Raw genomic sequence first — 23,884 nt, 5'->3', positions numbered from 1 at the left:
GAGCACTCGTAGGAGCCCCATGCGCGTCATCTCTGTCGAGTCGACCGAACTTTTCGTCGGTACCGAGGACCAGCCGCACCAGGTGGTGGCCGCCGAGATCGGACATGTCCCCGGCCGGGCGGTCCGGCTCACCGTCGAGGGGCCGGGTGTCCACGGCACCGCCGAGGCGACCGCGGGGGACGACGGCACCGTGCGCGCCGAGATACCGGTGACGACCGACCTCACCCCCGGCGACCGTACGCACGTCAGGGTCACGGCCGAGGACGCCGACGACCCGGACCAGACGGCGGAGCGGACGGCCGAGTTCACGGCCGCCGAACCCGGCTGGACCATGTTCATGGTCAGCCACTTTCACTACGACCCGGTCTGGTGGAACACCCAGGGCGCCTACACCGAGACCTGGGACGTCGCCGACGACCCCGCCGGCACCGGCCTGCCCGCCCGCACCTTCGACTCACGCGGCCAGTCCGGCATGAGCCTGGTGCGGGCCCACAGCGATCTGGCGCGGCGCGACCAGGCGTACACCTTCGTACTCGCCGAGGTCGACTACCTCAAGCCCTACTGGGACGCCTTCCCGGAGGAGCGCGCCTTCCTGCGCCAGCTGATCCGCACCGGCCGCGTCGAGATCATGGGCGGCACCTACAACGAGCCGAACACCAACCTCACCGGCGCCGAGGCGACCGTACGCAACGCCCTGTACGGCGACGGCTTCCAGCGCGGGATCATCGGGGCGTCCCCTCAGACGGCCTGGCAGCTGGACGCGTTCGGGCACGATCCGCAGTTCCCGGGGCTGATGGCGGACGCGGGGGTGAGCTCCAGTTCGTGGGCGCGTGGGCCCTTCCACCAGTGGGGGCCCACCCTCTCCGTCTTCGGCGAGGAGCCGCGGGATCCGCAGCGGATGCAGTTCCCGGCGGAGTTCGACTGGATCGCCCCCTCGGGGCGCGGCATCCTCACCGCGTACATGGTCAACCACTACGGCGCCGGCTGGGCGATCGACAACGCGCCGACCCTGCCGGAGGCCGAGCAGGCCGCCTTGAAGCTGTTCAGGGGCCTGAAGAAGGTGGCGCTCACCCGCAACGTCCTCCTTCCCGTCGGCGGTGACTACGCGCCGCCGTGCCGCTGGGTGATGGACATCCACCGGGACTGGAACGCCCGGTACGTCTGGCCGCGCTTCATCAGCGGGATCCCGAGGGACTTCTTCACGGCCGTGCGCGCGGAGCTGGAGGCGGAGGGCCGCAAGGCCTCCCCGCAGACGCGGGACATGAACCCGATCTACACCGGCAAGGACGTCTCCTACATCGACACCAAGCAGGCCCAGCGGTACGGCGAGACACTGCTCGCCGACGCGGAGGCCTGGGCGACGCTCGCCTCCCAGGTGACAGGGCACCCGTATCCGGACGCGGCGCTCGACAAGGCCTGGCGTCAGCTGATCTACGGCGCCCATCACGACGCCATCACCGGCTCGGAGTCCGACCAGGTCTACATCGACCTGCTCACCGGCTGGCGGGAGTTGTACGACCTCGCCGAGACCGTGCACGCCGACGCGACCGACGCGTTGGCGAGCAGGGTCGCCCAACTGCCGGGCGGCGCACCTGACCTGGTGGTGTTCAACGCGGCGACCTGGCAGCGGCGGGACGTGCTGGCGGTCGAGGACGCGGGGCTCGTCCCGCTGAACGACACAGGGCTGCCGCTGCCCGCGGTACGGGAGGACGGCGAACTCCGCGTCGTCGTTCCGGAGGTGCCGGGCATGGGCCTCAAGGCGCTCCCGCTCGCCGAGGGGACCGTCCCCGAGTGGGCGCCCGGCGAGGGCGTCACCATCCGCAACGAGTTCTACGAGGTGACGGTCGACCCCGCGCGCGGCGGCACCGTCAGCAGTCTGCGGGCACTGGCGGAGGGCGGCCGGGAACTCCTGCGCCCCGGCGACATCGGCAACGAACTCGTGGTCCAGGAGGAGTACTCGCGGCACCCGCGCTTCGGCGAGGGCCCATGGCACCTCACGCCGACCGGCACGACGGCCGCCCGCAGCCGGGACGTGCGGGCCGACATCGATGTCGAGCACTCCCCCGCCGGTTCCCGCATCACCGTCCGCGCCGACCTCGGCCTGTTCCGCTACACGCAGCGACTGACCCTGTGGAAGGGAGTCGACCGCCTCGACCTCACGACCACCCTCGACGGCTACGACGGCGCCGACCGGCTCATCCGGGTCCGCTGGCCGTCCGATGTGCGGGGCGGGCTGCCGGTGCACGAGGTGGCCGACGCGGTGATCGGGCGCGGGTTCGGGTTCGTGGAGGTGGACAGCGAGCGGTTCCCGTGGACGCTGGACAACCCGGCCAACACGTGGTTCGGTCTGGGGTCCACGGCGCGGGTCGCGGTCGCGGACGGCTCCGGCAGGCGCCTGGGCGAACGGTCCATCGGTGTCGCCGAGTTGGTGTACGCGTCCTGGGAGGACGCCGGTGAGCTGGGCAGTGCGCTCGCGGCGGCCCTGGTGCGCGTGGGCGTGACGGCGACCTCGACGATCGCCGGGGGCCCGCGCTACGGCGACCTGGAGGTCGACTCCAACCTGCCCGACATCCGCATCGCGGTGGGCGCCCCCGAGCGCAACTCCGTGGTCGCCGAGGCCCTCGGCTGGGACCCGGCGGCAGGACGCGAACTGCGCCGACAGCTCGCCGAACGAGGGGTGGCCGCCGTCTGGGTCGCGCCGCGCGCCTCGCTGCGGGAGGAGTGGGTGCCCGGCGCCGACCTGCGCGACCTGGAGCGGCTGCCGCTGCTCGTGGTGGCGGGCACCCGGCCCGAGGACGACGCCAAGGCCGTCGACGCGCTGATCGCCGACCTGGACGACGCGGTCGTACACGTCACGGCGGCGGGTGGCGGGGAGGCCCTGCCGCCGGGGGACGCGTGGGACCAGCGCAGCTTCGCCGTCCTGAACCGGGGAACGCCCGGATGCGTAGTGACCTCCTCCGGCGACCTCTACATGTCCCTGATGCGCTCCTGCACGGGCTGGCCCTCCGGCATCTGGGTCGACCCGCCCCGGCGCACCGCGCCCGACGGGTCCGCGTTCCAGCTCCAGCGCTGGTCCCACACCTTCGAGTACGCCGTGGTCGCGGGCGCGGGCGACTGGCGGGAGCTGCGGCTGCCGCAGGCCGGGCACGCCTTCAACCATCCGCTGACGGCACGGTTGCGGCGAACGGCGGCCGAGGATGCCGTACTGCCCAGGAAGGCCGTGCTGTTGGGGCTCGAGCCGGCCGGGGAAGTGCTGCTCGACGCGCTCAAGGCGGCCGGGTCGCCGCTCGCGCGGGGCAGTGTGGCGGCGGCTGATCCGGGGCGCGGGGTCGTCGTACGGGTGCATGAGGTGAACGGGCGGCCGGTGCGGGCGCGGGTGCGCGGGCCTCGGCAGTGGACGGAGGGTGCGCGGGCTGACGTACTGGAAAGGCCCGGGGACCCACTGACACCCGATGATCAGGGGGCACTCGACCTCGACCTGACCGGCTTCGAGGTGGCCACCGTCCTCGCCACGGCGGACGCGGAGACCCGACCGGACCCCGGCGTGGCCGCGCACGAGCCCGCCCAGCCCATCCCCACCCGTTACTGGCTCCACAACTCCGGCCCCGCCCCACGCGGCAACATGCCGGTCGCGGTGTACCTCTCACCGACCACGCTGACCGTCGCCGACGGCCCGCTCACGGCGACGGTCCGGGTGAGCTCGGAGCTGACCGACGCGCCGGTGTCGGGCACGGTGAGCCTGCACGTCCCGCCCGGCTGGTCCGTCGAACCGGCCGAACTGCCCTACGCGCTGGGGCCCGGCGGCTTCACGGTCGCGGAGGTCACGGTGACCGCGCCGCCCGACCCCGAGCCGGGACGGCACTGGCTCGCCGCCCGGCTGGCGTACGGCGGGCAGACGTACGAGGACGTGGTGGCGCTGGATGTCGCGGACGGGCATATGGGCCCAACGCTCATGACTCGGCTGGGAGTTGAACGGATCAGCGTACGCCGCGGCGAACGGGCCCGGGTCCCCGTGACCCTGCACAACCCGACCCGAGGCCCGGTCAGCGGCACGCTCTGGGCCGTCTCGTCCTGGGGAACCTGGGCGGCCGTGACCCCCGGCTGCCAGGGCTTCACCGTGCCGGGCGGGGAGCAGCTGGAGTGCGCGATCGAGGTGGACGGCGGAGCGGTGCCCCCAGGTTCGTACTGGCTGATGGCGAAGGTGGGCTGGCACGGCTGCGTGGCGTACACGGCGGCGGTGGAGCTGGAGGTGACTCCGTGACAGGACAGCACGACGTCCCGGAGTACGCGGCACGCATTGACGGCGAACCGGTCCGGAGGGAACGGGTGGACGCCTTCTTGGCCCACGAACCCGCAGACACACGACGGCCCGTCCCGGCACTCGCCAAGGACCGCTTGGCCAGGGCGGAACGGCAACGTCGACGATGGGCCACCCAAGTCGTGGTCATCGACGAGTTGGCGCGACGAACCTGCGCGGAGCGCGGCTGGGCAATCCAGGCAACCGTATCGCCGGAGGCCATGCTCACCGTCGCCGAAGCCGACGTCGCCGACCTGGGCAGCATCGTCGCTGCGGCACTGTCCCACTCCCCGGCCGCGCGCCTCCTCCTCACCACCCTGGAGAGCGAGCAGCACATCCCCGAGGAGGCCGTACGGGACTACTACGAGCGCAACCGGGACCGCTACCTCACCCCTGAGGCACTCAGGCACGGCGTCGACCCCTACGGCACATCGGCCACCCCGGCGGACTTCCTACCGTACGAACGGGCCCGCGAGGGCATTGAGCACGACCTGCGCCAGGCGGCAGCCCGGTACGCGTTCTTCGCCTGGCTGGACCAAGCGCGCACCGGCGTGGAGTACGCCCCGGGCCACGAGCACCCGGGCGACCCGTCCCACCCGGACCACGAGCACCGGCACTGACCGGAACGTAAAAGCAACACGGCAACCCATTGACCTCCGATGAATCCTGGTCCATCTTTTCATCAATCAGAGTCCGAGTTGGTGATTTGAACCAGCGAAATCGAGCCGTCTCCCCGGTCGGCCGCAGGAGGGCACCCATGCGCGCAAGCAGACTTCCCGGATCCCTGGCATGTTTCCTCGCCCTGGCACTCGCGGCCGCCGGCTGCGGTCTCTCCGGCGGCTCCGACGACGGCGAGGCCACGGCCGGCGGCTGCAAGGTCGACAAGGCGAACGTCGGGTCCGGCGCGCTCTCCGGGGACGTCAAGGGCGACATCACCTTCCAGACGACCAACCTCAAGAAAGACTTCGGCGACTACTTCAACGGCGTCATCGCCGCCTTCGAGAAGGAGCACCCGGGCACGAAGGTCAAGTGGATCGACGACCCCGGCGACTCCACGTTCACCCAGCGCCTGGTCGCCGACGCACAGGGCTGCACGCTGCCGGACGTGGTCAACATCAACGTCAACACGGCGGTGGCGCTGACGAAGAACGGCTATCTGCTGAACCTCGACGACAAGGCCCCGGACGCGGGCAAGCCGTTCACCGAGTCGATGTGGAAGTCGAGCACCTACGCCCAGGCCGACGGCAGCAAGGTGCACAGCGTGCTGCCCTGGTACTCCGGCGGCATCGTGCAGACCTTCAACACCGACCTGCTGAAGAAGGCGGGCCTGGACCCGGCCAAACCTCCGACGACCGTCCTCGGTCTGTTCGACGACGCCAAGAAGATCGCCGAGGCGTCGGACGGCAAGTACTACGCCTTCCTCGCCAACCCCTCCCTGCGCATCCCGGCCGACTGGCAGCAGATGGGCATCAAGGTCCTGTCGGACGACGGCAAGAAGTTCACCTTCGCCGACGACCCGAGGACCGCGCAGTGGGTGGAGGGGATGACCGAGCTCTACAAGGCCGGCGCGATGCCGAGGGACTCGCTCTCCTCCAACCAGGACCCGTCCAACGTGTACGGGCAGGGCAAGCTGGTCTACGGCTCGACCAACCCCAACTTCCTGCGCTTCATCCAGCAGAACAACCCGTCCATCTACAAGAAGACGGGCGTCGCCCGCTACATGCTGGACGACCTCGGCCACACGGTCGGTGCCCCGCAGTACATAGGCACCGCGTCCACCAGCAAGAACGCGGTGACCGCGCTCGCCTTCGCGCAGTTCCTGACCAACGCGAAGAACCAGTTGGAGTGGGCGAAGGACCCGAACGTCGTCATCTTCCCGTCGACCACCGAGTCGCTGAAGGACCCGTTCTTCCAGAAGGTCGAGGGCACCGACCCGTTCGCCGAGGCCCGCAAGATCGTCGCCGGTGACCGGCAGACCGCGACGGCCGACGAGATCGCCCTGACGCCGGGCGAGTTGAACGCCATCTCGGCCCAGATCCAGCTGGCCATGCAGGGCAAGAAGAGCGCCGCGGACGCCCTCAAGGAAGCCCAGTCCAAGGCCAACGAGCTGATCGAGCAGGGCAGCTGACGATGGATCAGCGCACCGCACTGGACAAGGCGCCCGTCCCCGCTCCCCCGGGGGCGGGCGCCCCGCGCCCCGGCGCCTCCCCCGCGCCCGCCCCGCCAGGGCTGCTGCGCCGCGTCCTGCGCTCCGTGACCCCGGGCCCGACGGCGGACGCGGGGGGCGCGGCGCTCTACCGCCGCTGGTGGCTGCCCTGGCTGTGGATGCTCCCGGCGATCGTCGGCACGACGGTGTTCGGGGTGTTCCCGTTCCTCAACACGATCCTGGTGTCCTTCACCGACGCCAAGCCGCTGGGCGGCGCGTACAACCTGGTCGGCCTGGACAACTACCGGCGGATGCTCTCCGACTCCGACTTCTGGCTGGCCACCCGCAACAGCCTGCTGTACGCGCTGATCGTGGTCCCGCTGATGGTGCTGCTGCCGCTGCTGCTCGCCATCCTGGTCGAGAAGAACCTCCCGGGCATCGGCTTCTTCCGCTCCGCCTTCTACACGCCCGTCCTCGCCTCCAGTGTGGTCGTGGGCCTGAGCTGGCAGTGGCTGCTCAGCGACCAGGGCCTGGTCAACACCTGGCTGCAGAAGGCGCACATCATCCGGGACGCCATCCCCTTCCTGTCCGACTCCTGGCTGATCCTGCTGTCGGCGATGGGCCTGACGCTGTGGAAGGGCCTCGGCTGGTACATGATCTTCTACCTGGCCGCGCTCGGGAACGTCCCCAAGGAACTGCACGAGGCGGCCGCCGTCGACGGCGCCGGCGCGGTACGCCGCTTCTGGCACGTCACCGTGCCCGGCGTCCGCACCTCGATGATGCTGGTCGGCACCCTCACCGGCATCGGCTCGCTGCGCGTCTTCACCGAGATCTACATGCTCGGCGGCGCCACCGGCGGCCCCGGCGGCGCCGACCGCACGCTCCCCTTCTACATCCGGGACGTCGGCCTCGACCCGCTCACCGGCAACGCCGGTTACGGCGCGGCGGTCAGCGTCGCCCTGTTCGCACTGACCCTGGGCCTCACGCTGCTCGCACAGCGCCTGACGAAGGAGGACGAGGCATGACGACCGCGCCTGTCCCGGTGAAGCGCCGCCGCCTGACGCCCCGCTGGCGCGACTACGGCCGCCCCCGCGAACTCGTCCTGCGCTACGTGCTGTTGGTCTTCGTCCTGTTCATCACCGTCGGCCCGCTGATCTGGCAGGTGCTGTCGTCACTCAAGGGCGCGGGCGAGGACGTCTTCGGCGCGGGCGCCTCCCTGATCCCGCACCACCCGACGCTGCGCGCCTACGAGCAGGTCTTCGACCAGGTCCCGGTGTGGACGTACATCAGGAACAGCCTGTTCGTCGCGGTCATCTCGATCGCCAGCCAGCTCGCCTTCTCCACCATGGCCGGCTACATGCTCTCCAAGCCCGCCTGGAAGGGCCGGGGGCTGGTCTGGGTACTGCTGATGGCGTCCATGATGTTCCCCTTCGAGTCGATCATGGTGTCGCTGTTCCTCAGCGTCCGGGACATGGGCCTGGTCGACAACCTCGTCGGCGTCTGGCTGCCCGGCTTCGTCGCCGCCATCAACGTCCTCATCATGCGGGCGGCGTTCCTGTCCGTCCCGCGCGAGATCGAGGACGCGGCGATGCTGGACGGGGCGGGCGAGTGGAAGCGGTTCCGCTACCTGTACCTGCCCTCCGCGTACGGCGCGATCCTGGTCGTCACCATCAACACCTTCATCAGCGCCTGGGACGACTTCCTGTGGCCGCTGATCGTGCTGCGCTCCGAGGAGCACTTCACGCTGACGCTGGGTCTGGCCCGGCTGCAGACGTCGTCGTTCGGGTACGACCAGCGGCTGGTGATGGCGGGGTCGGTGATCTCGGTTGTTCCGGTGCTGGTGCTCTTCGTGATCACGCAGCGGTGGTTCTACAAGGGGGTCTCGTCGGGAGCCGTCAAGCTCTGAGGTCCAGCACGAGGGGTACGGCGTCGAGCGCGGCCCGGGAGGACTCCGCGACCCGGACCTCCACGGTGCCGTCCCTGCCGAGCTGCTCGGCATCGAGGCGGAGGGTCACCGCACGGCGCTCCCCCGGCGCGAGGTCGACACCCTCGAACGCGCACAGTTCGAGGGTGCGCGGCCAGACGGACGTGATCAGACGCCGCAGATAGACCTGCACGACCGTACGCCCGTGCCGCTCCCCGGTGTTGGTGACCTCGACCGTGACGCTGCGACCGGACAGGCTCGGCGGGCCGTAGGAGAAGCTCGTGTACGACAGCCCGTGCCCGAAGGAGTGCAGCGGCTCGGCGCTCTCCTCCACGTAGCCGCCGTACTCGGTGTCCTTGTGGTTGTAGTAGACGGGGAGTTGGGCCGCTGAGCGCGGCACGGAAACCGACAGCCGGCCGACGGGCTCGGTGAGCCCGAGCAGCACCTCGGCGATCGCCGTGCCGCCCCACGGCCCCGGGTACCAGGCGGTGAGCAGGGCACCGGCCGTGTTCGGCAGGACATGCGGGCGGCCCTGGACGAGTACGACCGCCGTCGGCGTACCCGTCGCGACCACGGCGTCCAGGAGCGCGTACTGTGCGGCGCCCAGCCGCAGTCCGGCCAGGTCGGCGCCCTCACCGCAGGTCATGTGCGAGACGGCGGTCCGTGCGGCCCCGTTGGCGTCGAACTCCGTGTCGGGCGTACGCGCGCTGCTGCCGCCCAGCACCAGCACGGCCAGGTCGGACGCGGCGGCCGCGGCCACTGCCTCGGGAATGCCGGACAGGTCGTCGCCGGTGAGGGCGCAACCGGGGGCGTGGCGGATGTCGACGCCGGGTGGGGCGAGTGTGCGCAGAGCGTCAAGGACGCTGGTGCCCGTGCCCGTGCCCGGGCGTTGCGGGGCGGTGTAGTCGCCCAGTTGGTGGGCGACGGTGGCCGACTGGGGTCCGAGGACGGCGATACGGGAGGCGGTCGCCGGTAGGGGCAGGGTGCCGTCGTTGTGCAGGAGAGTGACCGTGGCCCGGGCCAGGGCGGTGCTGAGCTCCCTGCCCTGGGCCGGGAAGGGCTTGCTCTCCGCGCCCTGCCGGTCGAACAGTCCCAGCCGGAACTTCAGCCGCAGGACGCGGGCTACGGCGGCGTCGAGGACCTCCTCGGCGACCAGCCCTCGCTCGACAGCCTCCTCCAGGTGGGTGAAGCCCTCGTCCCAGAGGCTCAGATCGACACCGGCATTGAGCGCGAGGGCACCCGCGGAGACCTTGTCGCCGGTGATGCGGGCCAGCCGGTCCACGGCGAGACCGTCGGCCATGACGAGCCCCTCGAAGCCCCAGCGATCCCGGAGCAGTTCGGTGAGCAGGGCCCGGTTGCCGGAGCAGGGCGTCCCGTCGACCTCGTTGTAGGCGGCCATGACGGCGGCGGCCCCCGCGCGGATGCCGGCGCGGGCGGCGGGGAGGTGGATCTCGTGCAGTTCCCGCAGGCCCAGGTCGGACTCGGCGGAGTTGCGGCCGCCGACGGTGGCGCCCTGTCCGGCGAAGTGCTTGAGGACGACGGGGGCCTTGTCGGCGGCGAAGAACTCGGCGGGCGCGCCCTGCATGCCGCGTACGACGGCCTCCGTGAAGCGGGCGGCGAGGTACGGGTCCTCGCCGAAGCACTCCTCCGTACGTCCCCAGCGCGGGTCGCGGGCGATGTCGAGTGCCGAGACCAGGGCGACATGCCCGCCGCGAGCCCGCAGTTCGGCGGCGGCATGGGCGGCCGCCCGCGCGTACAGCTCGGGGTCCCAGGTGGCGCCGACGGCCAGATTCACCGGGAGGACCGTGCCGTCGAGGGCCATGAGCCCGTGCGGTACCTCCTCGACGAACAGTGCCGGTATGCCGAGCCGGCTGCGCTCGACGACATGCCGCTGCACCAGGTCGGCGAGGGCCGCGCCGTCCTCGGCACCGGGCCCGTTGGTGTGGTCGACGCCGGACCAGGCGTCCGCGCGCTGGAGGCCGTAAAGGGCGCCGAGTCCCTCGAAGCGGTCGGTCTCGGCGTACAGGGCCTCGGTGAGTTCGAAGCCGCCGTCCGGGGTGCGGCGGTAGGCGTTCCAGCCGTACATCCGCTGGTTGAGCTGGCCGACCTTCTCGCGCAGGGTCATACGGGAGAGCAGGTCGCGGACTCGGGCGGACACGGGGGCGGTGGGGTCGCGGTAGAGCGGGGTGGCCGGGGGGCCGGCGCGGTGCCGCTGCGCGGCGAGGCCGCTCATCCCTCGTACCCCAGGCGGGCGAGAGCTACGGCGCCCTGGGAGCCGTCGGCCACCCAGTCGAGGGCCAGTCCGAGGGGGTCCAGCCGGGCGGTGAGCGGTGTGGTCAGTGGTCCGTCCGGGCCGAGCAGACCGCCGGTCGCGACGACCCGCTCGCCGGGGCGCGGCTCGAGGGCACGGAGGGTGGCGGTGAGGTGGTCGGCTGCCGCCTCGAGGATTCCGGTGGCGACGGCGTCCGCGCCCCGGGCAGCCTCGGTCACCAGGGGCGCGAGGCGGGCGAGGTGGACGGGCGGCTCGGCCATGACGGCCGGGAGCAGGTGCATGCGGTAGGCCTCGCGCCGGGCCCGCGTCCAGGAACCTTCGTCGTACGGTCCCGAAACCTCCCCAGGCAGGACGTCCTCCGGCACCCCCAGCGTCCGGCCGACCGACGCGGCCAGCGCTGTGGGCCCGCCCCGCCCGTCGGCCATGCGCAGGACCACCCGTGCCGCCTCGCGCCCGATCCAGAAGCCGCTGCCGTCGTCGCCGAGCAGCCAGCCGTCGCCGCCGGCGGTCGTGGTGCACGCGCGTGCGGTGATGCGCGCCGCGACCGCGCCGGTGCCGGCCACCAGGGCGAGGCCGTCGGCCGGGTTGCCGGGCGCGGAGGCGAACGCCGCCTCGATGTCGCTGTGGATCTCGACCGAGGCGGCGTCTATGCCCAGCCGGCTCAGCGCGACGGTGAGCGCGGCGTGCGCCTTGACCCGGCCCGGCTCGTCCGGGGCGGTCCGCGAGGCGCCCGCGAACCCGCCTGCCACGGCCACGACACGGCTGTGCAGCCCTTCGGGCACGGCGTGTGCGAGGGCCTCGACGAGGTGCTCGGTGAGCTGGGCGCCGGGGACGGTCAGGGCGTTGCCCGGCCCACCGACTCCCTCTCCCCCGCCCTCGCCCTCGGCATCGCCGGCGCGCAGGGGTGCCAGGACGGCGCGGGTGCGGGTGCCTCCGGCGTCCAGGCCGACGACGTACGCCGAGGTCGGCGAGGTTGGCGCGGATGCCGAAGTTGGGTTCAAATCACTATTCATTGGCGACCATGGTGGTTGATACATTCGCGACGAGCAAGAGCCGAGCCCTGGCAAGCGCAAGCGCAAGAGCCAGGCTCGGACGAGACCGGACCCGAGGAGGATCCCATCCACACGCTCCGCTTCGGCGTCAACTACACGCCCCGCCACGGCTGGTTCCACTCCTGGCACGACTTCGACCCGGCACGCGCGCGTGCCGACCTCGACCGGATAGCGGGCCTGGGCCTCGACCACGTCCGTGTCTTCCACCTGTGGCCGCTGCTCCAGCCGAACCGCACCCTCGTCCGCACCGCCGCCGTGGACCAGCTGGCGCACCTCGTGGACCTGGCCGGCGAGGCCGGTCTGGACGTCATGGTGGACGGCATCCAGGGCCATCTGTCGAGCTTCGACTTCTACCCGGAATGGACCCGCAGCTGGCACCACCGCAACGTGTTCACGGACCCGGAGGCCATCGAGGCCCAGGCCACCCTCCTGCGCACCCTCGGCCGCGCACTCACCGGCCGCCCGAACCTCATCGGCCTCCAGCTCGGCAACGAGCTCAACAACCTGGTCGAGCACAACCCGGTGACGGCGGACGAGGTCGACCACTACCTCGACACCCTGCTGGCCGCCGCCCGGGACGGACTCGGCGCGAGCGGCGGCCTGGTCACGCACTCCGCGTACGACGCCGCCTGGTACGGCGACGACCACCCCTTCACCCCCGAGGCCTCCGCCCGCAAGGGCGACCTGACCACCGTCCACCCCTGGGTGTTCTCCGGCGACTGCGCCCGCCGCTACGGCCCCCGCTCGCCGCAGGTGCGGCACCTCGCCGAGTACGGCACCGAGCTGGCCAAGGCGTACGCCATCGACCCCGCACGTCCCGTCTGGGTCCAGGAGACGGGCGCGCCCGAGCCGCACATCCCGGCCGCCGACGCCCCCGAGTTCGCGCGCGCGACCGTACGGAACGCGGCGGAGTGCGCGGGACTGTGGGGGGTGACCTGGTGGTGCTCCCACGACGTGGACCGGTCCCTGGCCGACTTCCCGGAACTGGAGTACACCCTCGGCCTGTTCGACTCGACGGGCCGCCCGAAGCCGATCGCCGAGGCGTTCGCCGAGACCATCGCCGAACTGCGCCGGGACCGCCACCCCGCGCAGCCACGCGACACCGCCCTGGTCCTGGACTGCACGCCGGGCACTCGGTCGGTGTCCGGTCCGGGCGGTGCGTACTTCGAGGCGTGGATGCGGATGCGGACGGAAGGCGTCTCCCCGGCGGTGGTCCTGGCCGCGCGGGCCCAGGACACGGAGTACCTGGCGGCGCGGGGGATCAAGGAGGTCGTACGGCCGTCCTGAGCGACCTGTGACGGGCGGGCGCGCCTCAGTCGTCGGTGACGCCCGCCAGCACCTCGGCGACCGCCCGCAGGTTCGCGCGCCCTCGGCCGTACGAGCACAGGTCGCCGCCCTCCGGCAGCCCCGTGTCCACCCGTACCGCGTCCGGCCGTCGGGCCAACAGGGCGTCGCGCAAGCGCAGTTGCCAAGGATGCAGTCCGGCGTCGCACGTGGCGACGACCAGGGGCGTCTCCCCGCAGCAGCGCAGCGTCCCGTCGGCGAGCTCGGCCGGGTCCGCCGGTTCGCCGGTGACCGAGGTGCCGGTGGCCGTGGGGTCGACGGCGCGGACCTCGGTCAGCAGGTCCTCGCCGCCCCAGTTGAGCGCGGGGTGCGGCGACGGGAAGAGGTCGACGACATGGGCCCCGCGTACGGCAGGCGGTACGCCCCGGCGACGTACGGCTCGGCGCGCGGCCACGAGACCGGCCTCCGCGTCCCAGCCGGCCACCTCCAGGGGCGGGGTCGCATAGCGCGCGGCGAGCCGCCGTACCCGCCCCGCGGCCTCCTCGATGCGCTCCTGGGCCAGCACGCCGCTGCGCAGCGCCTCCAGCACCGCGTCCCGGCAGTCCAGGGTGACACCCAGGTCGCCCACGGCGACGATGACCTGGTCCGCGCCCGCCGCCAGCGCGATGCGCGCGCCGGCCGCCTCGCCGTACGCGTCGGAGATCGCCTTCATCTCCAGCGCGTCGCTGACGAGGACGCCGTCGAAGCCGAGGTCGTGGCGGAGCAGGTCGCCCAGGATGCGACGGCTGAGCGTGGCGGGGCGGTTGGGGTCCAGCGCCGGGAAGACGACATGGGCGCTCATCAGCATCGGCACGCCCGCGGCGACGGCCGCGCGGAACGGTTCGAGGTCGGCGCTCAGTTCGTCGTACGGCCTCGGGTCGACCGCCATCCCGTGGTGGCTGTCGGTGACGGTGCCGCCGTGGCCGGGGAAGTGCTTGGCGCAGGACGCTATGCGGCGCGCCTCGGTGGCGGTGATCCAGGCGTGCAGATGGCGGGCGGCGAGCTCGGGGTCGGCGCCGAAGGAGCGGGTGCGCACGATCGGGTTGTCCGGCCGGTGCTGGAGGTCGGCCACGGGGGCGTAGGAGGCGGTGATGCCGAGGCCGGCCAGATGCCCGGCCAGCGCGTCGGCGCAGCGGGCGGTGAGGTTCGGGTCGTCGGCGACGCCCAGGGCGTAGGAGCCGGGGACGTCCGGGGCGCCGGCGCTCACGAGGTGGCCGATGCCGCCGCCCTCGTTGTCGATGGCGACGAGGAGGTCCGGGCGGATGGCCCGCAGCTCGTCCGTGAGGCGGCGCACCTGCTGAGCGTCGCGGATGTTGCGGGTGAAGAGGATGACCCCGCCGAGGCCGCGGTCGATGAGCTCCTTGAGCGTGTCCGGCACGCTCGTGGCCCCGTCGAACCCGGCGACGAGGCAGCGGTGGGCGGCTTCGTCCAGGTCGGCGGGGAGTGCGCTCGACCTGGACGATATGTACTCGAAGTGGCTCACCCCGGCAATGCTCTGGCTCGACCAGCCGAAAGTCAACCGTCTGATGGCTGACCGATTCACCCTCGCCCTCGGCCGCCTTCTCGGGGCCCGCGGAAATGCGGTTGAACGGTGATCACACCGGCGTCTAACCTCGGCCTCCATCGGCGTGTAGCTCAGTAGCAGAGCACCGGGCTTGAGACCCGGAGGGCGCAGGGGCGGAACCTGCCACGCCGGCTTATGAACGACAACGCTGAGCAGCAGCCCCTCACCGCGGCCCCGTCCTATGCGGCAGCCCAGCTGGCCAAGGCCTTCACGACCGCGCTGACTCACGAGGACGCCGACACCCGGCGCCGCGCCGAGGTGCGCGGGCAGCGCTGGCGGGCGGTTCTCGCGGGGATGGCCGCGGGCCGGCTGACGGTCGGTTCGCGCACCCCGGTGGCCGGGCTGCCGGCCTGGGTGACGCCCGAGGTGGTGCGCGGCGGCTTCGCCACGGGAACCCCGAGCGCGGGCGGCCCGCTCCAGCCGTACGAGACCGAGGCGGCGGAGAGTTTCGGGGTGCCGGCCGAGCGGCGCGCGCTCTTCGCCCACTGCCTCACCGAGGCGGGACTCGCCTGGCTGTGGGCCCGGTTGGACAGCGGCCACTACGGGATCGGCGTGCCCGAGGAGGCCGCGCTGCTCACCATGGCCTGGCTGGTGCGGCACGGTGAGACGGACGCGGCGCTGGATCTCGCGGCGGAACTGGAGCCGTTCGCCGACCGGTTGCGGTTCCTGCCGCGCCCGGCGGACGGCCCCGCGCACGAAGCCGGCCCGGCGGACTCCACCGCGGCCGTCCACCGCTACACCGTCTCCGACGCCGTCGACACCCTGGTGCGGCGGCGCCCCAACACGGCCGTCGAGACCCAGCGCGAGGCACTCGCCGTATGGCAGCCGTTCAGCGACGAGCTGCTCACGCACTGGCTGGAGAGGGCAGGCGACGGCCGGGTGCTCGAACTCGCCCCGGACGCCGACTGGCTGGCGCGCGGCGCCGCCCTGCTGGACCGCTACCGACTGCTGGCCGCAGCACACACCCGCTGCACCAAGCACCGCGACCCCAAGGAGAACCTGGGCATTCTGCGCGGCGCGCTGGAGGAGACCGTCGCCGGACGGCCGCTCGACGCGCGCCGGCTCGGGCTGCTGCGGCACGCGGTGCGGTCCATGGTGCGGCGGCGCGGCCTGCCCGGCTCCGCCCCGCACACGGCCCTGCGCCGGCGCCAGGCCGAGCAGGCGGCGCTCCCCTCCCACCACGCCCTGGCCCAACTGGTGCTGCGCCGGCTCGCCGTACTCCCCCAGGAGACGGGCGTCCCCGATGTCGCCCCGCTCGTTGGCGCGGTGACTCAGGAGGAAAGCCGGGAGACCGGCCTGCCCGTCGGGGCGGCCGTACCGCCGACGATTCGGCAGGTGGCCGAGTCCGCGCTGAGCGCGCCGATCGGCACGCTCGTGGAGCAGGGCGTCGTCCCGTCCGCCGAGGTACTGGCCGAGCTGGTACCGCAGTTGGTGGCGGCCACCACCGCGCAGGCGTACGGCGACGAGACACTGCGGGCGCTGATGGCCGCGAACCACCGGGCGTTCAGCAACCGTCGCTCCCTGCTCCTGCTCAACCTGGAACGCCAGGTGCGCATCGAGGAACTGCCCTGGGTGCGGGCGGTGTCCGGACAGCGCGCCGCGGTGATCGGCAAGCCGGACGGAGCAGGCGCGCTCGACGTGCTGCGGCAGCTGGGCGAGCTGGCCGTGCAGGCCTTCCCGGGCACGATCCTGCCCAACCCGCTCGTCCGCGAGCTCGGCGTGCTCGCCCGCCAGTGCGACCTGGGCGCCCCGTTCGTGGAGGAGCTGGCCGCCGACATCTTCATGGACACGTTCAGCCCGAAGTTCCTCACGGCGGCCCGGATCGCGGGAGAGCTGCTCCGCGGCACGCTGTACGAGCGCTACTACGGCATCGACTACGGCGCGATCCGCAACCTGGCGATCGCCGAGACGGGCGCGGCGCTGAGCCGTTCGTACCGCCCCCGTACGTCTCCCGGTTTCGCGCGACTGTGCGCCGAGCGGGCCGGGACGGCGTCCGGGTCCGAGGCAGGGTCCGGTTCCTGGTCGGTGGCGGCGAACGGCACGGTGATCGAGCAGGCGCAGATCCTCACCACGCACAACCTGGCCACGCTGGTCCACCGGGTGGGCATCGCACCGCGGCCCGGCTGGGCCGACCTGGCGCACCGCGGCTTCGTCACCGTGTGCCGACTGACCGCCCGCGTGCACGGCAACCGGCGTCCGTTGCCGACCATCAAGGACGCGGCGTACGCCTGGCGCCAGATGCTGTTCCACCTGTCCCTGTGCCGGCCCGAGGAACAGCGGCGGTTCATCGCCGGCCTGGACGAGGAGACGGCCCGCCACCCCGCCCACGTCACGACCCGACTGGCCCCCGCCCTGGCGGGCCTGCTCCTGGTCGCGGAGGGCGGCACCTTCGACACGGACGGCACGGCGTCCGGCGGCCGCGCCCGCCGCTTCCTGGGGTGGAGCACCGGGGGGCGCTGGATGCGGTGAGGGCCGGAGCAAAGGGGGGCCGGGCGCGCGGTCACCGGTCGCGTCGCCCACCCGCCGACGCCGCTTCGGCTGCCGGACACCACGGCGTCACACCGGACGGGCACGTTTTCGGCGTCCCCTCCTGCCTCGCCCTCTAGCAGTCACCCCGCGTCCGCGCGGAGGTGCCGCGGAAGGACGACCGCGCCGTGTCCTCGCTCCCGCTCAGCGATCTCCCCGGACCGCTACCCACCCGCCCTGTCCCCGCTCCCGCCCCCGCCGGCTCCCCCTTCTCCCCCACCCGTCTCACCCGCCACGCGCTGACCCTGCTCCCGCTCCTGCTGATCGGGGCGTGGGCGGCGGCCGACTGGCGCACCTTCGTCGACGGCACCACCCGGCTCGCCTCCGCCGACCCCTGGTGGCTGCTCGCCGGTGTCTTCTTCACCTGCATGGGCTGGGTGGTAGCCGCGTGCATCCGCCAAGGGGCCATACCGGAACGGCTCCCGCCGGGCCTGCTGCTCGCGTCGCAGTTCGCGGCCGGCGCCGCCAACCACGTGCTGCCGGCGAGCATCGGCGCCCATGCCGTCACCCTGCGCTTCCTGCAGAACCGCGGCATCTCCCTGGCCCGGGCCACCGCCTCACTCGCCCTGTACTCGCTGGTCAAGCCGATCGCGAAGACGGCGGTACTGCTCGGCTTCCTCGTGGCCTTCCCCGACCTGCTGCACCTGGGTGAACTTGTCCCGGACGAGCGGACGTTGCTCCTGGTGGCCGCGGGCGCGACGGTCGCCCTCGCCACGGCGGGCATCCTCGCGGCAGCCGTACGGCCACTGCGCCGCCCCCTCGTCCGCTGCGTACGCACCGCCCTGACCGACGCGCGGACCCTGCACACCCGGCCCAGCCGGGTCCTCGCCCTGTGGGGTGGGGCCGCCGCCACCCCGCTGCTCCAGGCGAGCGTGATCGCCTCGGTCGGCTTCGCGCTCGGCCTGCCGCTGTCCTGGACACAGGTGACCCTCGCGCTCCTCCTCGCCAGCACCGCGGTGGGCGCCGTACCCGCACCGGGCGGCATCGGCCCCGTGGACGCGGCGCTGGTGTTCACGATGGTCACCTTCGGCGCACCGTTGAGCCTCGCCGCGGCCACGGTCGTCGGCTACCGCGTCCTGACGGTCTGGGTCCCCCTGCTGCCGGGCGCACTGGTGCTCTCGATCATGGTCCAGCGCAAGATCCTCTGAGCTGTTCGTGCTCGACCGAGCTACTCGTTCCCGACTCGCACGACGGCCACCGTGATGTTGTCGGGCCCGCCCGCCTCGATGGCGGCCTTCCACAGCTCGAAGGCCGCCCGGCCGTCGTCGTGCTCGCGCAGGACCTCGTCCAGTACGTCCTCCTTCACCGGGTCCGTCAGACCGTCCGAGCAGACGAGGTAGCGCTCGCCGGGGGTGAGGGACTCGGCCGTGACATGGGGCTGGACGGCACGGTAGGTGGGTGAGCCGCCCAGGCACTGGGTGACGAGGGAGGTGGTCTGCCCGGCCGGGTGCGGTGGGCTGTCGTCGACGCTCACCTGGCGCAGCCCATCGCCGGATACCGCGAAGACCCGGCTGTCGCCCACGTTGAACGCCAGCAGCGAGCCGGGCTGTACGACGACTCCGGCCACCGTCGTCCCCATGGCGGACAGCTTGCCTCCCGCGTCGCCGCCGGCCGCCTGGTACACGGCGCGGTTGCAGGCGTTCAGGGCGTCACGGACGGCGACCTCGCTGCTCAGGGCGGGACCGAGCGAAGCGATCCGGCGCACGACCAGAGAGCTGGCCACCTCGCCGCCGGGATGCCCGCCGAGCCCGTCGGCGACGGCCACGACCAGGGGCGTTCCGAGCGGGAAGACCAGGGTCTGCGGATTCTCGGTGACGGTGGCGCACAGCGTCCACGGGCCGACCACGAGGCTGTCCTCGTTCCGCTCGCGCAGCAGTCCTGGATGACTGATCGCACTCACAGCGACGTACGGCATGCAGCGCCACCGCCTTCCCGCACCGAACCGACCACCGGCGCCGGACGTCGACGTCCCTTACGAGTCTAGGAACACCGGCATCCGGCGTGCCAGCGCGGCCGACAGCCGCACCCCTCCCGACAGCCGAACCCCTCCCGGCAGCCTCGTCCGGCGTCAGCCCTCGTGGGGCGTCAGCCGCAGCGAGATGCTGTTGATGCAGTACCGCTGGTCGGTCGGGGTCGGATACCCCTCGCCCTCGAAGACATGCCCGAGATGCGACCCGCAGCGGGCGCAGCGCACCTCGGTCCGCACCATCCCGTGCGAGCGGTCCTCGATGAGCTCCACCGCCTCGGTGTCCTTGGGGTCGTAGAAGGACGGCCAGCCGCAGTGCGACTCGAACTTCGTGGTGGAGGTGAAGAGTTCGGCTCCGCAGGCGCGGCAGGAGTAGACGCCCGTCGTCTTGGTGTTGGTGTACTCACCGGTGAAGGCGGGCTCCGTGCCGGCCTGGCGGAGGACGGCGTACTCGGCCGGGCTCAGCTCCGCGCGCCACTGCTCGTCCGGCTTTTCGACGTCGTACGACATGAGTACTTGCCCCTCACTTCGACAGGCGGTCCAGGATGAGCGGGCCGAGGTCGGTGACATCGCCCGCGCCCATGGTGAGAACGAGATCACCGGGCTTCGCCATTCCCGCGATCAGCGCGGGCACCTCGTTCTTGTCGTGCACCGCCGTCACCTCGGCGCCCGCCGCCCGGGCCGCCTCGATGATCAGGTCGCTGGTGACACCGGGGATCGGGTCCTCGCGCGCCGGATAGATGTCCAGGACCAGCGAGGAGTCCGCGAGGGCGAGGGCGTCGCCCATCTCCTTGCCCAGTTCCTGCGTCCGGGAGAAGAGGTGGGGCTGGTAGACGACCAGGATCCGGGCATCTCCGGCGGCCGCGCGCATGGCCTCCAGGTCGGCCGTCATCTCGGTCGGGTGGTGGGCGTAGGAGTCGATGACCTGGACGCCCGCGGCCTCGCCCTTCAGCTGAAGCCGCCGCTTGACGCCCGTGTAGGCCGCGAGCGCCGGGGCCAGCTCGGCGGCCGGAACGCCGAGCGCCGCGCCGGCGGCCAGGGCGGCCACGGCGTTCAGGGCGTAGTGGCGGCCGGGGACCGAGACCGTGAAGGTGAGCTCCTGGCCGTCCAGGAGGACGTGGACCTGGCTCTTCAGCCCCTGCGCGACCACGGACAGGACGCGCACGTCGGCGTCCTGCGCCTCGCCGTACGTCACCACCCGCACGCCGCGCGCGGTGACCCGCCGGGTCAGCTCTCGCGCCCCGTCCTGGTCCGCCGAGATCACCAGTGTGCCGCCGTCGGTGATGCGGTCCGCGAACGTCTCGAAGGACTCGTAGATCTCGTCCATCGACGCGTAGTTGGCGTGGTGGTCGAGCTCGACGTTCAGGACGATCGCGACGTCGGGCGCGTACTTGTGGAAGCTGCGGTCCGATTCATCCGCCTCCGCCACGAAGATGTCGCCGTCGCCGTGCAGGGCGTTCGAGCCGGGGGCGTCGAGGTCGCCGCCGATGGCGTACGACGGCTCGAGGCCGAGCTCGCTCAGGGAGACCGCCAGCATCGACGTCGTGGTCGTCTTGCCGTGCGTACCGGCGACGGCGATCGGGCGCAGCCCGTCCATCAGCGACGCGAGCGCGTCGGAGCGGTGCACCACCGGAATGCCCAGCTCGGCGGCGCGGGCCAGTTCCGGGTTGTCCTGCCGGATCGCCGACGACACGACGACACAGCTGGCATCGTCGGCGAGGTGCTCCGCCGCATGCCCGATGTGCACGGTCGCCCCCAGGGCCCGCAGCGCCTCGGCGGTCCCGGACTCCTTGGCATCACTGCCGGCCACCTTGGCCCCACGCTGCGCGAGAATCTTCGCGATCCCCGACATCCCGGCGCCGCCGATGCCGATGAAGTGCGGTCGGTCCATGGCGGTGGGAAGGCCGGGTGCCATGCGTGTTCTCCCAAGATTGCGGTACGTGCGATACGACGGTGAGCCCTCAGCCTATTGCGTGAGGGGGCGGACCTTGCGCCTGGGACGCCGGGAACTGTGCCCACCCAGGGGCGCGGCGCTGTATCTGTGTGCGGCTCCGCCGCGTGGGCGCGACAAGCCACGAACGACCCGCAGCCGGGAGATGTCACCAGCCCCCACGGCACTCCCCCGAGAACCCCTACGCCTTGCTGTGCGAGAACAGCTTCAACACCGGCACCCCCACCTTGTGCCGAGCCCTCGACGCCCAGTCCCGATGGAAGAACTCCTCCACGTAATGGGGGTCGGTCAGCACGATGACCTCATCCGCACGGACCTCGTCCACCACAGCCCTGAGCGCGTCCAGCGGATGGTCCTCCAACAGCCGCCCCACGGCGTCCGCCCCGGTCCCCCGAAGGGCCGTGAGCGACACCTCCAGCGCCCGCTCCCCCGTGCTCAGCGCCTCCTCGCCCTCCGGGGCCTTCCCCTCCCGGACCGCCTCGTCCAGCTCGCCGAGCGCGATGTCGTCGATGGCGCGCAGCAGTCTGTCGGCCTGCTCACCGCGCGGCTGGAGCAACACGTGGAAGGCGACCTGCTCGTCCCCGTGCAAGGTGGTGACGAACTCCACGTCGGCCGATGTCAGGGCCTTCTCGATCATCAAAACGCTTGTGAACACCGGGCGCCCCTTCTGCGGAAACCATCCTGCCCCGCGCTCGCACGGGGACTGCGACTTTCAGTGTGCCCGGCGGAAGCTAAACGGAACGGTAGATTCCGCCGTTTTCAGGACCACGACACCGATAGAACCCTTTTCCGAACCGTTCAAACCGTCGTCACGTCCGCCGGTACCGGCCGAACAGGAACCCCTCCTCCTCCAGCAGCGACACCAGCTCGAACCGTTTCGGGACCGACACCGAGGGCCCTCCGGCGATCCGCTGCGCGCCACCCGCGGTGAGCATCGGGGAGATCGTCAAGCACAGCTCGTCGAGCACTCCGGCGGCCACCAGCTGCCCGAGCAGCCGCGGGCCGCCCTCGGTCAGCAGCCGGGTGTGGCCGAGCTCGGCGAGGGCCTGGACGGCACGTACGGGGTCGACGCCGACGCCGTCACCGGCGATCACCACCTGGGCGCCGGCCTTCTCCGCGGTCGCGATGCGGTCCGGGGCCGCGGCGGCACCGGTGAGGACGAGGGTCGGCACCAGAGGCGAGGTGAACAGCGGAAGGCTGAAGTCGAGGTCCAGGCTGGCGGTGACCACCGCGATGGCGGGCGCGGGCCCCTGCCCGGCCGCCTCACGCGCCTCGGCGAACTCCGCACGCGCGCGTGCCGGACGGTACCCCTCCAGACGTACCGTTTCAGCGCCGACGATCACCACGTCCGCCAGCGCCCGCAGCGTGCCGAAGATCCGCATGTCGGTCGCGGTGGAGATGGGCTGTGAACGCCCGTCGTGCTGGGCGGCCCCGTCCAGCGTGGACACCATGTTGGCCCGCAGCCAGGCCTGCGCTCCGCCGGGCGCCGGCTCGGGATAGGCATAGGCGGCGGCGATCTCGGCGAGGCTCCACTCGCGCTCGAGAACCTCATCGACAGCTCCGGCACCCCCTTCCCCGGCCGAACCGCCGGAGGCCCTCGCTGCTGTTTCATCGGTCACAGGGAACAGGCGTCGCATGTCAAGGAGTGTGGCACGGCGATTAGCATGGTGAACCGTGTCGTCCTCCTCCGCCGCCTCCGGTCCGCACCCGATAGCCGAAGCGAGCCCGCTGTCCCTGTGCGGCCGTGAGCCGCACGTCCCCGCGGACCGGCTGGTCGCCGAGATGGTGCCGCCGCCGCGCTTCGACTCGGTCCGGTTCAGCACGTACATACCGGACCCGAACCAGCCCAGCCAGACCGAGGCGGTCGGCATCCTGGAGAGCTTCGCCGCCGGGCTCGGCGGTGCGCACGCGAGCGGCGCCGGCAAGGTCAAGCGCGGCTTCCTCGGGTTCGGCAGGCCCAAGGCCCCGAAGGTCCCCGCGGGCCCCCGCGGCGTCTACCTCGACGGCGGCTACGGCGTCGGCAAGACCCACCTGCTCGCCTCCCTGTGGCACGCCACCCCGGCCGAGCCGTCCCTGAAGGCCTTCGGCACCTTCGTGGAGCTGACGAACCTCGTCGGCGCCCTCGGCTTCCAGCAGACGGTGCAGACCCTCTCCGGTCACCGCCTGCTGTGCATCGACGAGTTCGAGCTCGACGACCCCGGTGACACCGTCCTCGTCTCGACCCTGCTGGGCAAGCTCGTCGACGCGGGTGTCGCCCTCGCCGCCACCTCCAACACGCTCCCCGGCAAGCTCGGCGAGGGCCGCTTCGCGGCGGCCGACTTCCTACGGGAGATCCAGGGCCTGTCGGCCCACTTCCGCGCATTGCGCATCGACGGTGAGGACTACCGCCACCGCGGCCTGCCCGAGGCGCCGGCGCCGTACTCCGAAGAGCAGGTGACGAAGGCCGCGTACGCCACCGAGGGCGCCTCGCTCGACGACTTCCCGCATCTGCTGGAGCACCTGGCCCGCGTCCACCCCAGTCGTTACGGCGCGTTGACCGATGACCTGAAGGCCGTGTGCCTCACCGACGTCCAGCCGGTTCCGGACCAGTCCACCGCACTGCGGCTCGTCGTGCTCGCGGACCGGCTCTACGACCGTGAGGTCCCGGTCCTGGCCTCCGGACTGCCCTTCGACAAGCTCTTCAGCGAGGAGATGCTGAAGGGCGGCTACCGCAAGAAGTACTTCCGCGCCATCTCGCGCCTCACCGCCCTGGCGCGCGACGCGCAGGGCCTCGTCACCGCCTGACGCCCCCTTAACCGGCCAACTCCCCCTGGTCAAGGGGGAGTTCAAGCCATGCCACCCTCGCATTTCAGGCTCTCTTCAG

General features: G+C 72.1%; 17 protein-coding genes and 1 tRNA gene. 10 read left to right on the top strand and 8 right to left on the bottom strand.

Features of this window, described 5'->3' with window-relative positions:
• The first annotated feature begins 19 nt into the window (after window positions 1–19).
• The 5 genes from EHO50_RS17575 (at window position 20) to EHO50_RS17555 (ending at window position 8,349) form a co-directional block, all read left to right on the top strand.
• Window positions 20–4,261 (top strand): glycoside hydrolase family 38 N-terminal domain-containing protein, encoded by a 4,242-nt coding sequence (locus EHO50_RS17575; RefSeq protein ID WP_128431083.1) that lies wholly within the window; start codon window positions 20–22, stop codon window positions 4,259–4,261.
• A complete protein-coding gene (locus tag EHO50_RS17570; protein ID WP_128431082.1) occupies window positions 4,258–4,917 on the top strand; it encodes a peptidyl-prolyl cis-trans isomerase in 660 nt (219 codons plus the stop codon). Before EHO50_RS17575 ends, EHO50_RS17570 begins: the two co-directional genes overlap by 4 nt.
• Before the next feature lie 137 nt (window positions 4,918–5,054).
• A complete protein-coding gene (locus EHO50_RS17565; RefSeq protein WP_181449642.1) occupies window positions 5,055–6,425 on the top strand; it encodes an extracellular solute-binding protein in 1,371 nt (456 codons plus the stop codon).
• Between the two features lie 2 nt (window positions 6,426–6,427).
• Entirely contained in the window at window positions 6,428–7,468 is a 1,041-nt protein-coding gene (locus EHO50_RS17560) for a carbohydrate ABC transporter permease (RefSeq protein WP_246101206.1), read from the top strand.
• The gene (locus EHO50_RS17555) at window positions 7,465–8,349 is read left to right on the top strand and encodes a carbohydrate ABC transporter permease (RefSeq protein WP_128431081.1); all 885 of its coding nucleotides are present in this window, start codon (window positions 7,465–7,467) and stop codon (window positions 8,347–8,349) included. Before EHO50_RS17560 ends, EHO50_RS17555 begins: the two co-directional genes overlap by 4 nt.
• Here EHO50_RS17555 and EHO50_RS17550 read toward each other — a convergent pair.
• Together EHO50_RS17550 and EHO50_RS17545 are read right to left on the bottom strand one after the other, a co-directional pair.
• Window positions 8,339–10,600 carry a glycoside hydrolase family 3 N-terminal domain-containing protein gene (locus EHO50_RS17550; protein WP_128431080.1) on the bottom strand — a complete coding sequence of 754 codons (2,262 nt, stop codon included), beginning with the start codon at window positions 10,598–10,600 and terminating at the stop codon, window positions 8,339–8,341. The genes EHO50_RS17555 and EHO50_RS17550 overlap by 11 nt on opposite strands.
• Window positions 10,597–11,640 (bottom strand): N-acetylglucosamine kinase, encoded by a 1,044-nt coding sequence (locus EHO50_RS17545; protein ID WP_246101205.1) that lies wholly within the window; start codon window positions 11,638–11,640, stop codon window positions 10,597–10,599. Before EHO50_RS17545 ends, EHO50_RS17550 begins: the two co-directional genes overlap by 4 nt.
• A 117-nt stretch (window positions 11,641–11,757) precedes the next feature.
• Here EHO50_RS17545 and EHO50_RS17540 point away from each other — a divergent pair, with 117 nt between their 5' ends.
• Window positions 11,758–12,978, top strand: coding sequence for a glycoside hydrolase 5 family protein (locus EHO50_RS17540; RefSeq protein ID WP_246101226.1), 1,221 nt, complete (start codon window positions 11,758–11,760; stop codon window positions 12,976–12,978).
• 25 nt (window positions 12,979–13,003) lie between these two features.
• Here the strand turns inward: EHO50_RS17540 and EHO50_RS17535 are convergent, their stop codons facing one another.
• On the bottom strand, window positions 13,004–14,497 hold the full coding sequence (locus tag EHO50_RS17535) for a glycoside hydrolase family 3 N-terminal domain-containing protein (RefSeq protein WP_181449641.1): 1,494 nt from the start codon (window positions 14,495–14,497) through the stop codon (window positions 13,004–13,006).
• A gap of 141 nt (window positions 14,498–14,638) precedes the next feature.
• On the opposite strand from EHO50_RS17535, the gene EHO50_RS17530 reads away from it, so the two are divergent.
• From EHO50_RS17530 to EHO50_RS17520, 3 genes are all read left to right on the top strand, one after another.
• Window positions 14,639–14,710, top strand: a tRNA-Ser gene (locus EHO50_RS17530).
• Between the two features lie 3 nt (window positions 14,711–14,713).
• On the top strand, window positions 14,714–17,047 hold the full coding sequence (locus EHO50_RS17525; RefSeq protein WP_128431076.1) for a serine/threonine-protein kinase: 2,334 nt from the start codon (window positions 14,714–14,716) through the stop codon (window positions 17,045–17,047).
• Between the two features lie 185 nt (window positions 17,048–17,232).
• Window positions 17,233–18,252 carry a lysylphosphatidylglycerol synthase transmembrane domain-containing protein gene (locus tag EHO50_RS17520; RefSeq protein WP_128431075.1) on the top strand — a complete coding sequence of 340 codons (1,020 nt, stop codon included), beginning with the start codon at window positions 17,233–17,235 and terminating at the stop codon, window positions 18,250–18,252.
• A 20-nt stretch (window positions 18,253–18,272) separates the two neighbouring features.
• Here the strand turns inward: EHO50_RS17520 and EHO50_RS17515 are convergent, their stop codons facing one another.
• The 5 genes from EHO50_RS17515 to EHO50_RS17495 all read right to left on the bottom strand — a co-directional run bounded on the left by EHO50_RS17515 (window position 18,273) and on the right by EHO50_RS17495 (window position 22,658).
• Window positions 18,273–19,019: a PP2C family protein-serine/threonine phosphatase gene (locus EHO50_RS17515; RefSeq protein WP_128431074.1), complete on the bottom strand. Its 747-nt coding sequence runs from the start codon at window positions 19,017–19,019 to the stop codon at window positions 18,273–18,275.
• 153 nt (window positions 19,020–19,172) lie between these two features.
• Window positions 19,173–19,580, bottom strand: coding sequence for a peptide-methionine (R)-S-oxide reductase MsrB (msrB, locus tag EHO50_RS17510; RefSeq protein WP_128431073.1), 408 nt, complete (start codon window positions 19,578–19,580; stop codon window positions 19,173–19,175).
• Window positions 19,581–19,593: 13 nt separating this feature from the next.
• On the bottom strand, window positions 19,594–20,985 hold the full coding sequence (gene murC, locus EHO50_RS17505; RefSeq protein ID WP_128431072.1) for a UDP-N-acetylmuramate--L-alanine ligase: 1,392 nt from the start codon (window positions 20,983–20,985) through the stop codon (window positions 19,594–19,596).
• Between the two features lie 217 nt (window positions 20,986–21,202).
• Window positions 21,203–21,658, bottom strand: a complete 456-nt coding sequence (locus tag EHO50_RS17500) for an indole-3-glycerol phosphate synthase (protein WP_128431071.1) — start codon at window positions 21,656–21,658, stop codon at window positions 21,203–21,205.
• Window positions 21,659–21,830: 172 nt separating this feature from the next.
• Window positions 21,831–22,658: a pyrimidine reductase family protein gene (locus EHO50_RS17495; protein WP_128431070.1), complete on the bottom strand. Its 828-nt coding sequence runs from the start codon at window positions 22,656–22,658 to the stop codon at window positions 21,831–21,833.
• Window positions 22,659–22,695: 37 nt separating this feature from the next.
• On the opposite strand from EHO50_RS17495, the gene zapE reads away from it, so the two are divergent.
• Window positions 22,696–23,805, top strand: a complete 1,110-nt coding sequence (gene zapE / locus EHO50_RS17490; protein ID WP_128431069.1) for a cell division protein ZapE — start codon at window positions 22,696–22,698, stop codon at window positions 23,803–23,805.
• Window positions 23,806–23,884 lie beyond the last annotated feature (79 nt).

The organism is Streptomyces cyaneus, from assembly GCF_004028635.1.
Lineage (GTDB): Bacteria > Actinomycetota > Actinomycetes > Streptomycetales > Streptomycetaceae > Streptomyces > Streptomyces cyaneus.
This window is presented reverse-complemented; position numbering and strand designations above follow the sequence as displayed.

Bases quoted from the DNA above. Each gene is read 5' to 3' on its own strand.
- EHO50_RS17575 (WP_128431083.1), top strand. From the start codon at position 20: ATGCGCGTCATCTCTGTCGAGTCGACCGAACTTTTCGTCGGTACCGAG.
- EHO50_RS17565 (WP_181449642.1), top strand. From the start codon at position 5,055: ATGCGCGCAAGCAGACTTCCCGGATCCCTGGCATGTTTCCTCGCCCTG.
- EHO50_RS17560 (WP_246101206.1), top strand. From the start codon at position 6,428: ATGGATCAGCGCACCGCACTGGACAAGGCGCCCGTCCCCGCTCCCCCG.
- EHO50_RS17555 (WP_128431081.1), top strand. From the start codon at position 7,465: ATGACGACCGCGCCTGTCCCGGTGAAGCGCCGCCGCCTGACGCCCCGC.
- EHO50_RS17550 (WP_128431080.1), bottom strand. From the start codon at position 10,600: ATGAGCGGCCTCGCCGCGCAGCGGCACCGCGCCGGCCCCCCGGCCACC.
- EHO50_RS17525 (WP_128431076.1), top strand. From the start codon at position 14,714: ATGAACGACAACGCTGAGCAGCAGCCCCTCACCGCGGCCCCGTCCTAT.
- EHO50_RS17515 (WP_128431074.1), bottom strand. From the start codon at position 19,019: ATGCCGTACGTCGCTGTGAGTGCGATCAGTCATCCAGGACTGCTGCGC.
- msrB (WP_128431073.1), bottom strand. From the start codon at position 19,580: ATGTCGTACGACGTCGAAAAGCCGGACGAGCAGTGGCGCGCGGAGCTG.
- murC (WP_128431072.1), bottom strand. From the start codon at position 20,985: ATGGCACCCGGCCTTCCCACCGCCATGGACCGACCGCACTTCATCGGC.
- EHO50_RS17500 (WP_128431071.1), bottom strand. From the start codon at position 21,658: ATGATCGAGAAGGCCCTGACATCGGCCGACGTGGAGTTCGTCACCACC.
- EHO50_RS17495 (WP_128431070.1), bottom strand. From the start codon at position 22,658: ATGCGACGCCTGTTCCCTGTGACCGATGAAACAGCAGCGAGGGCCTCC.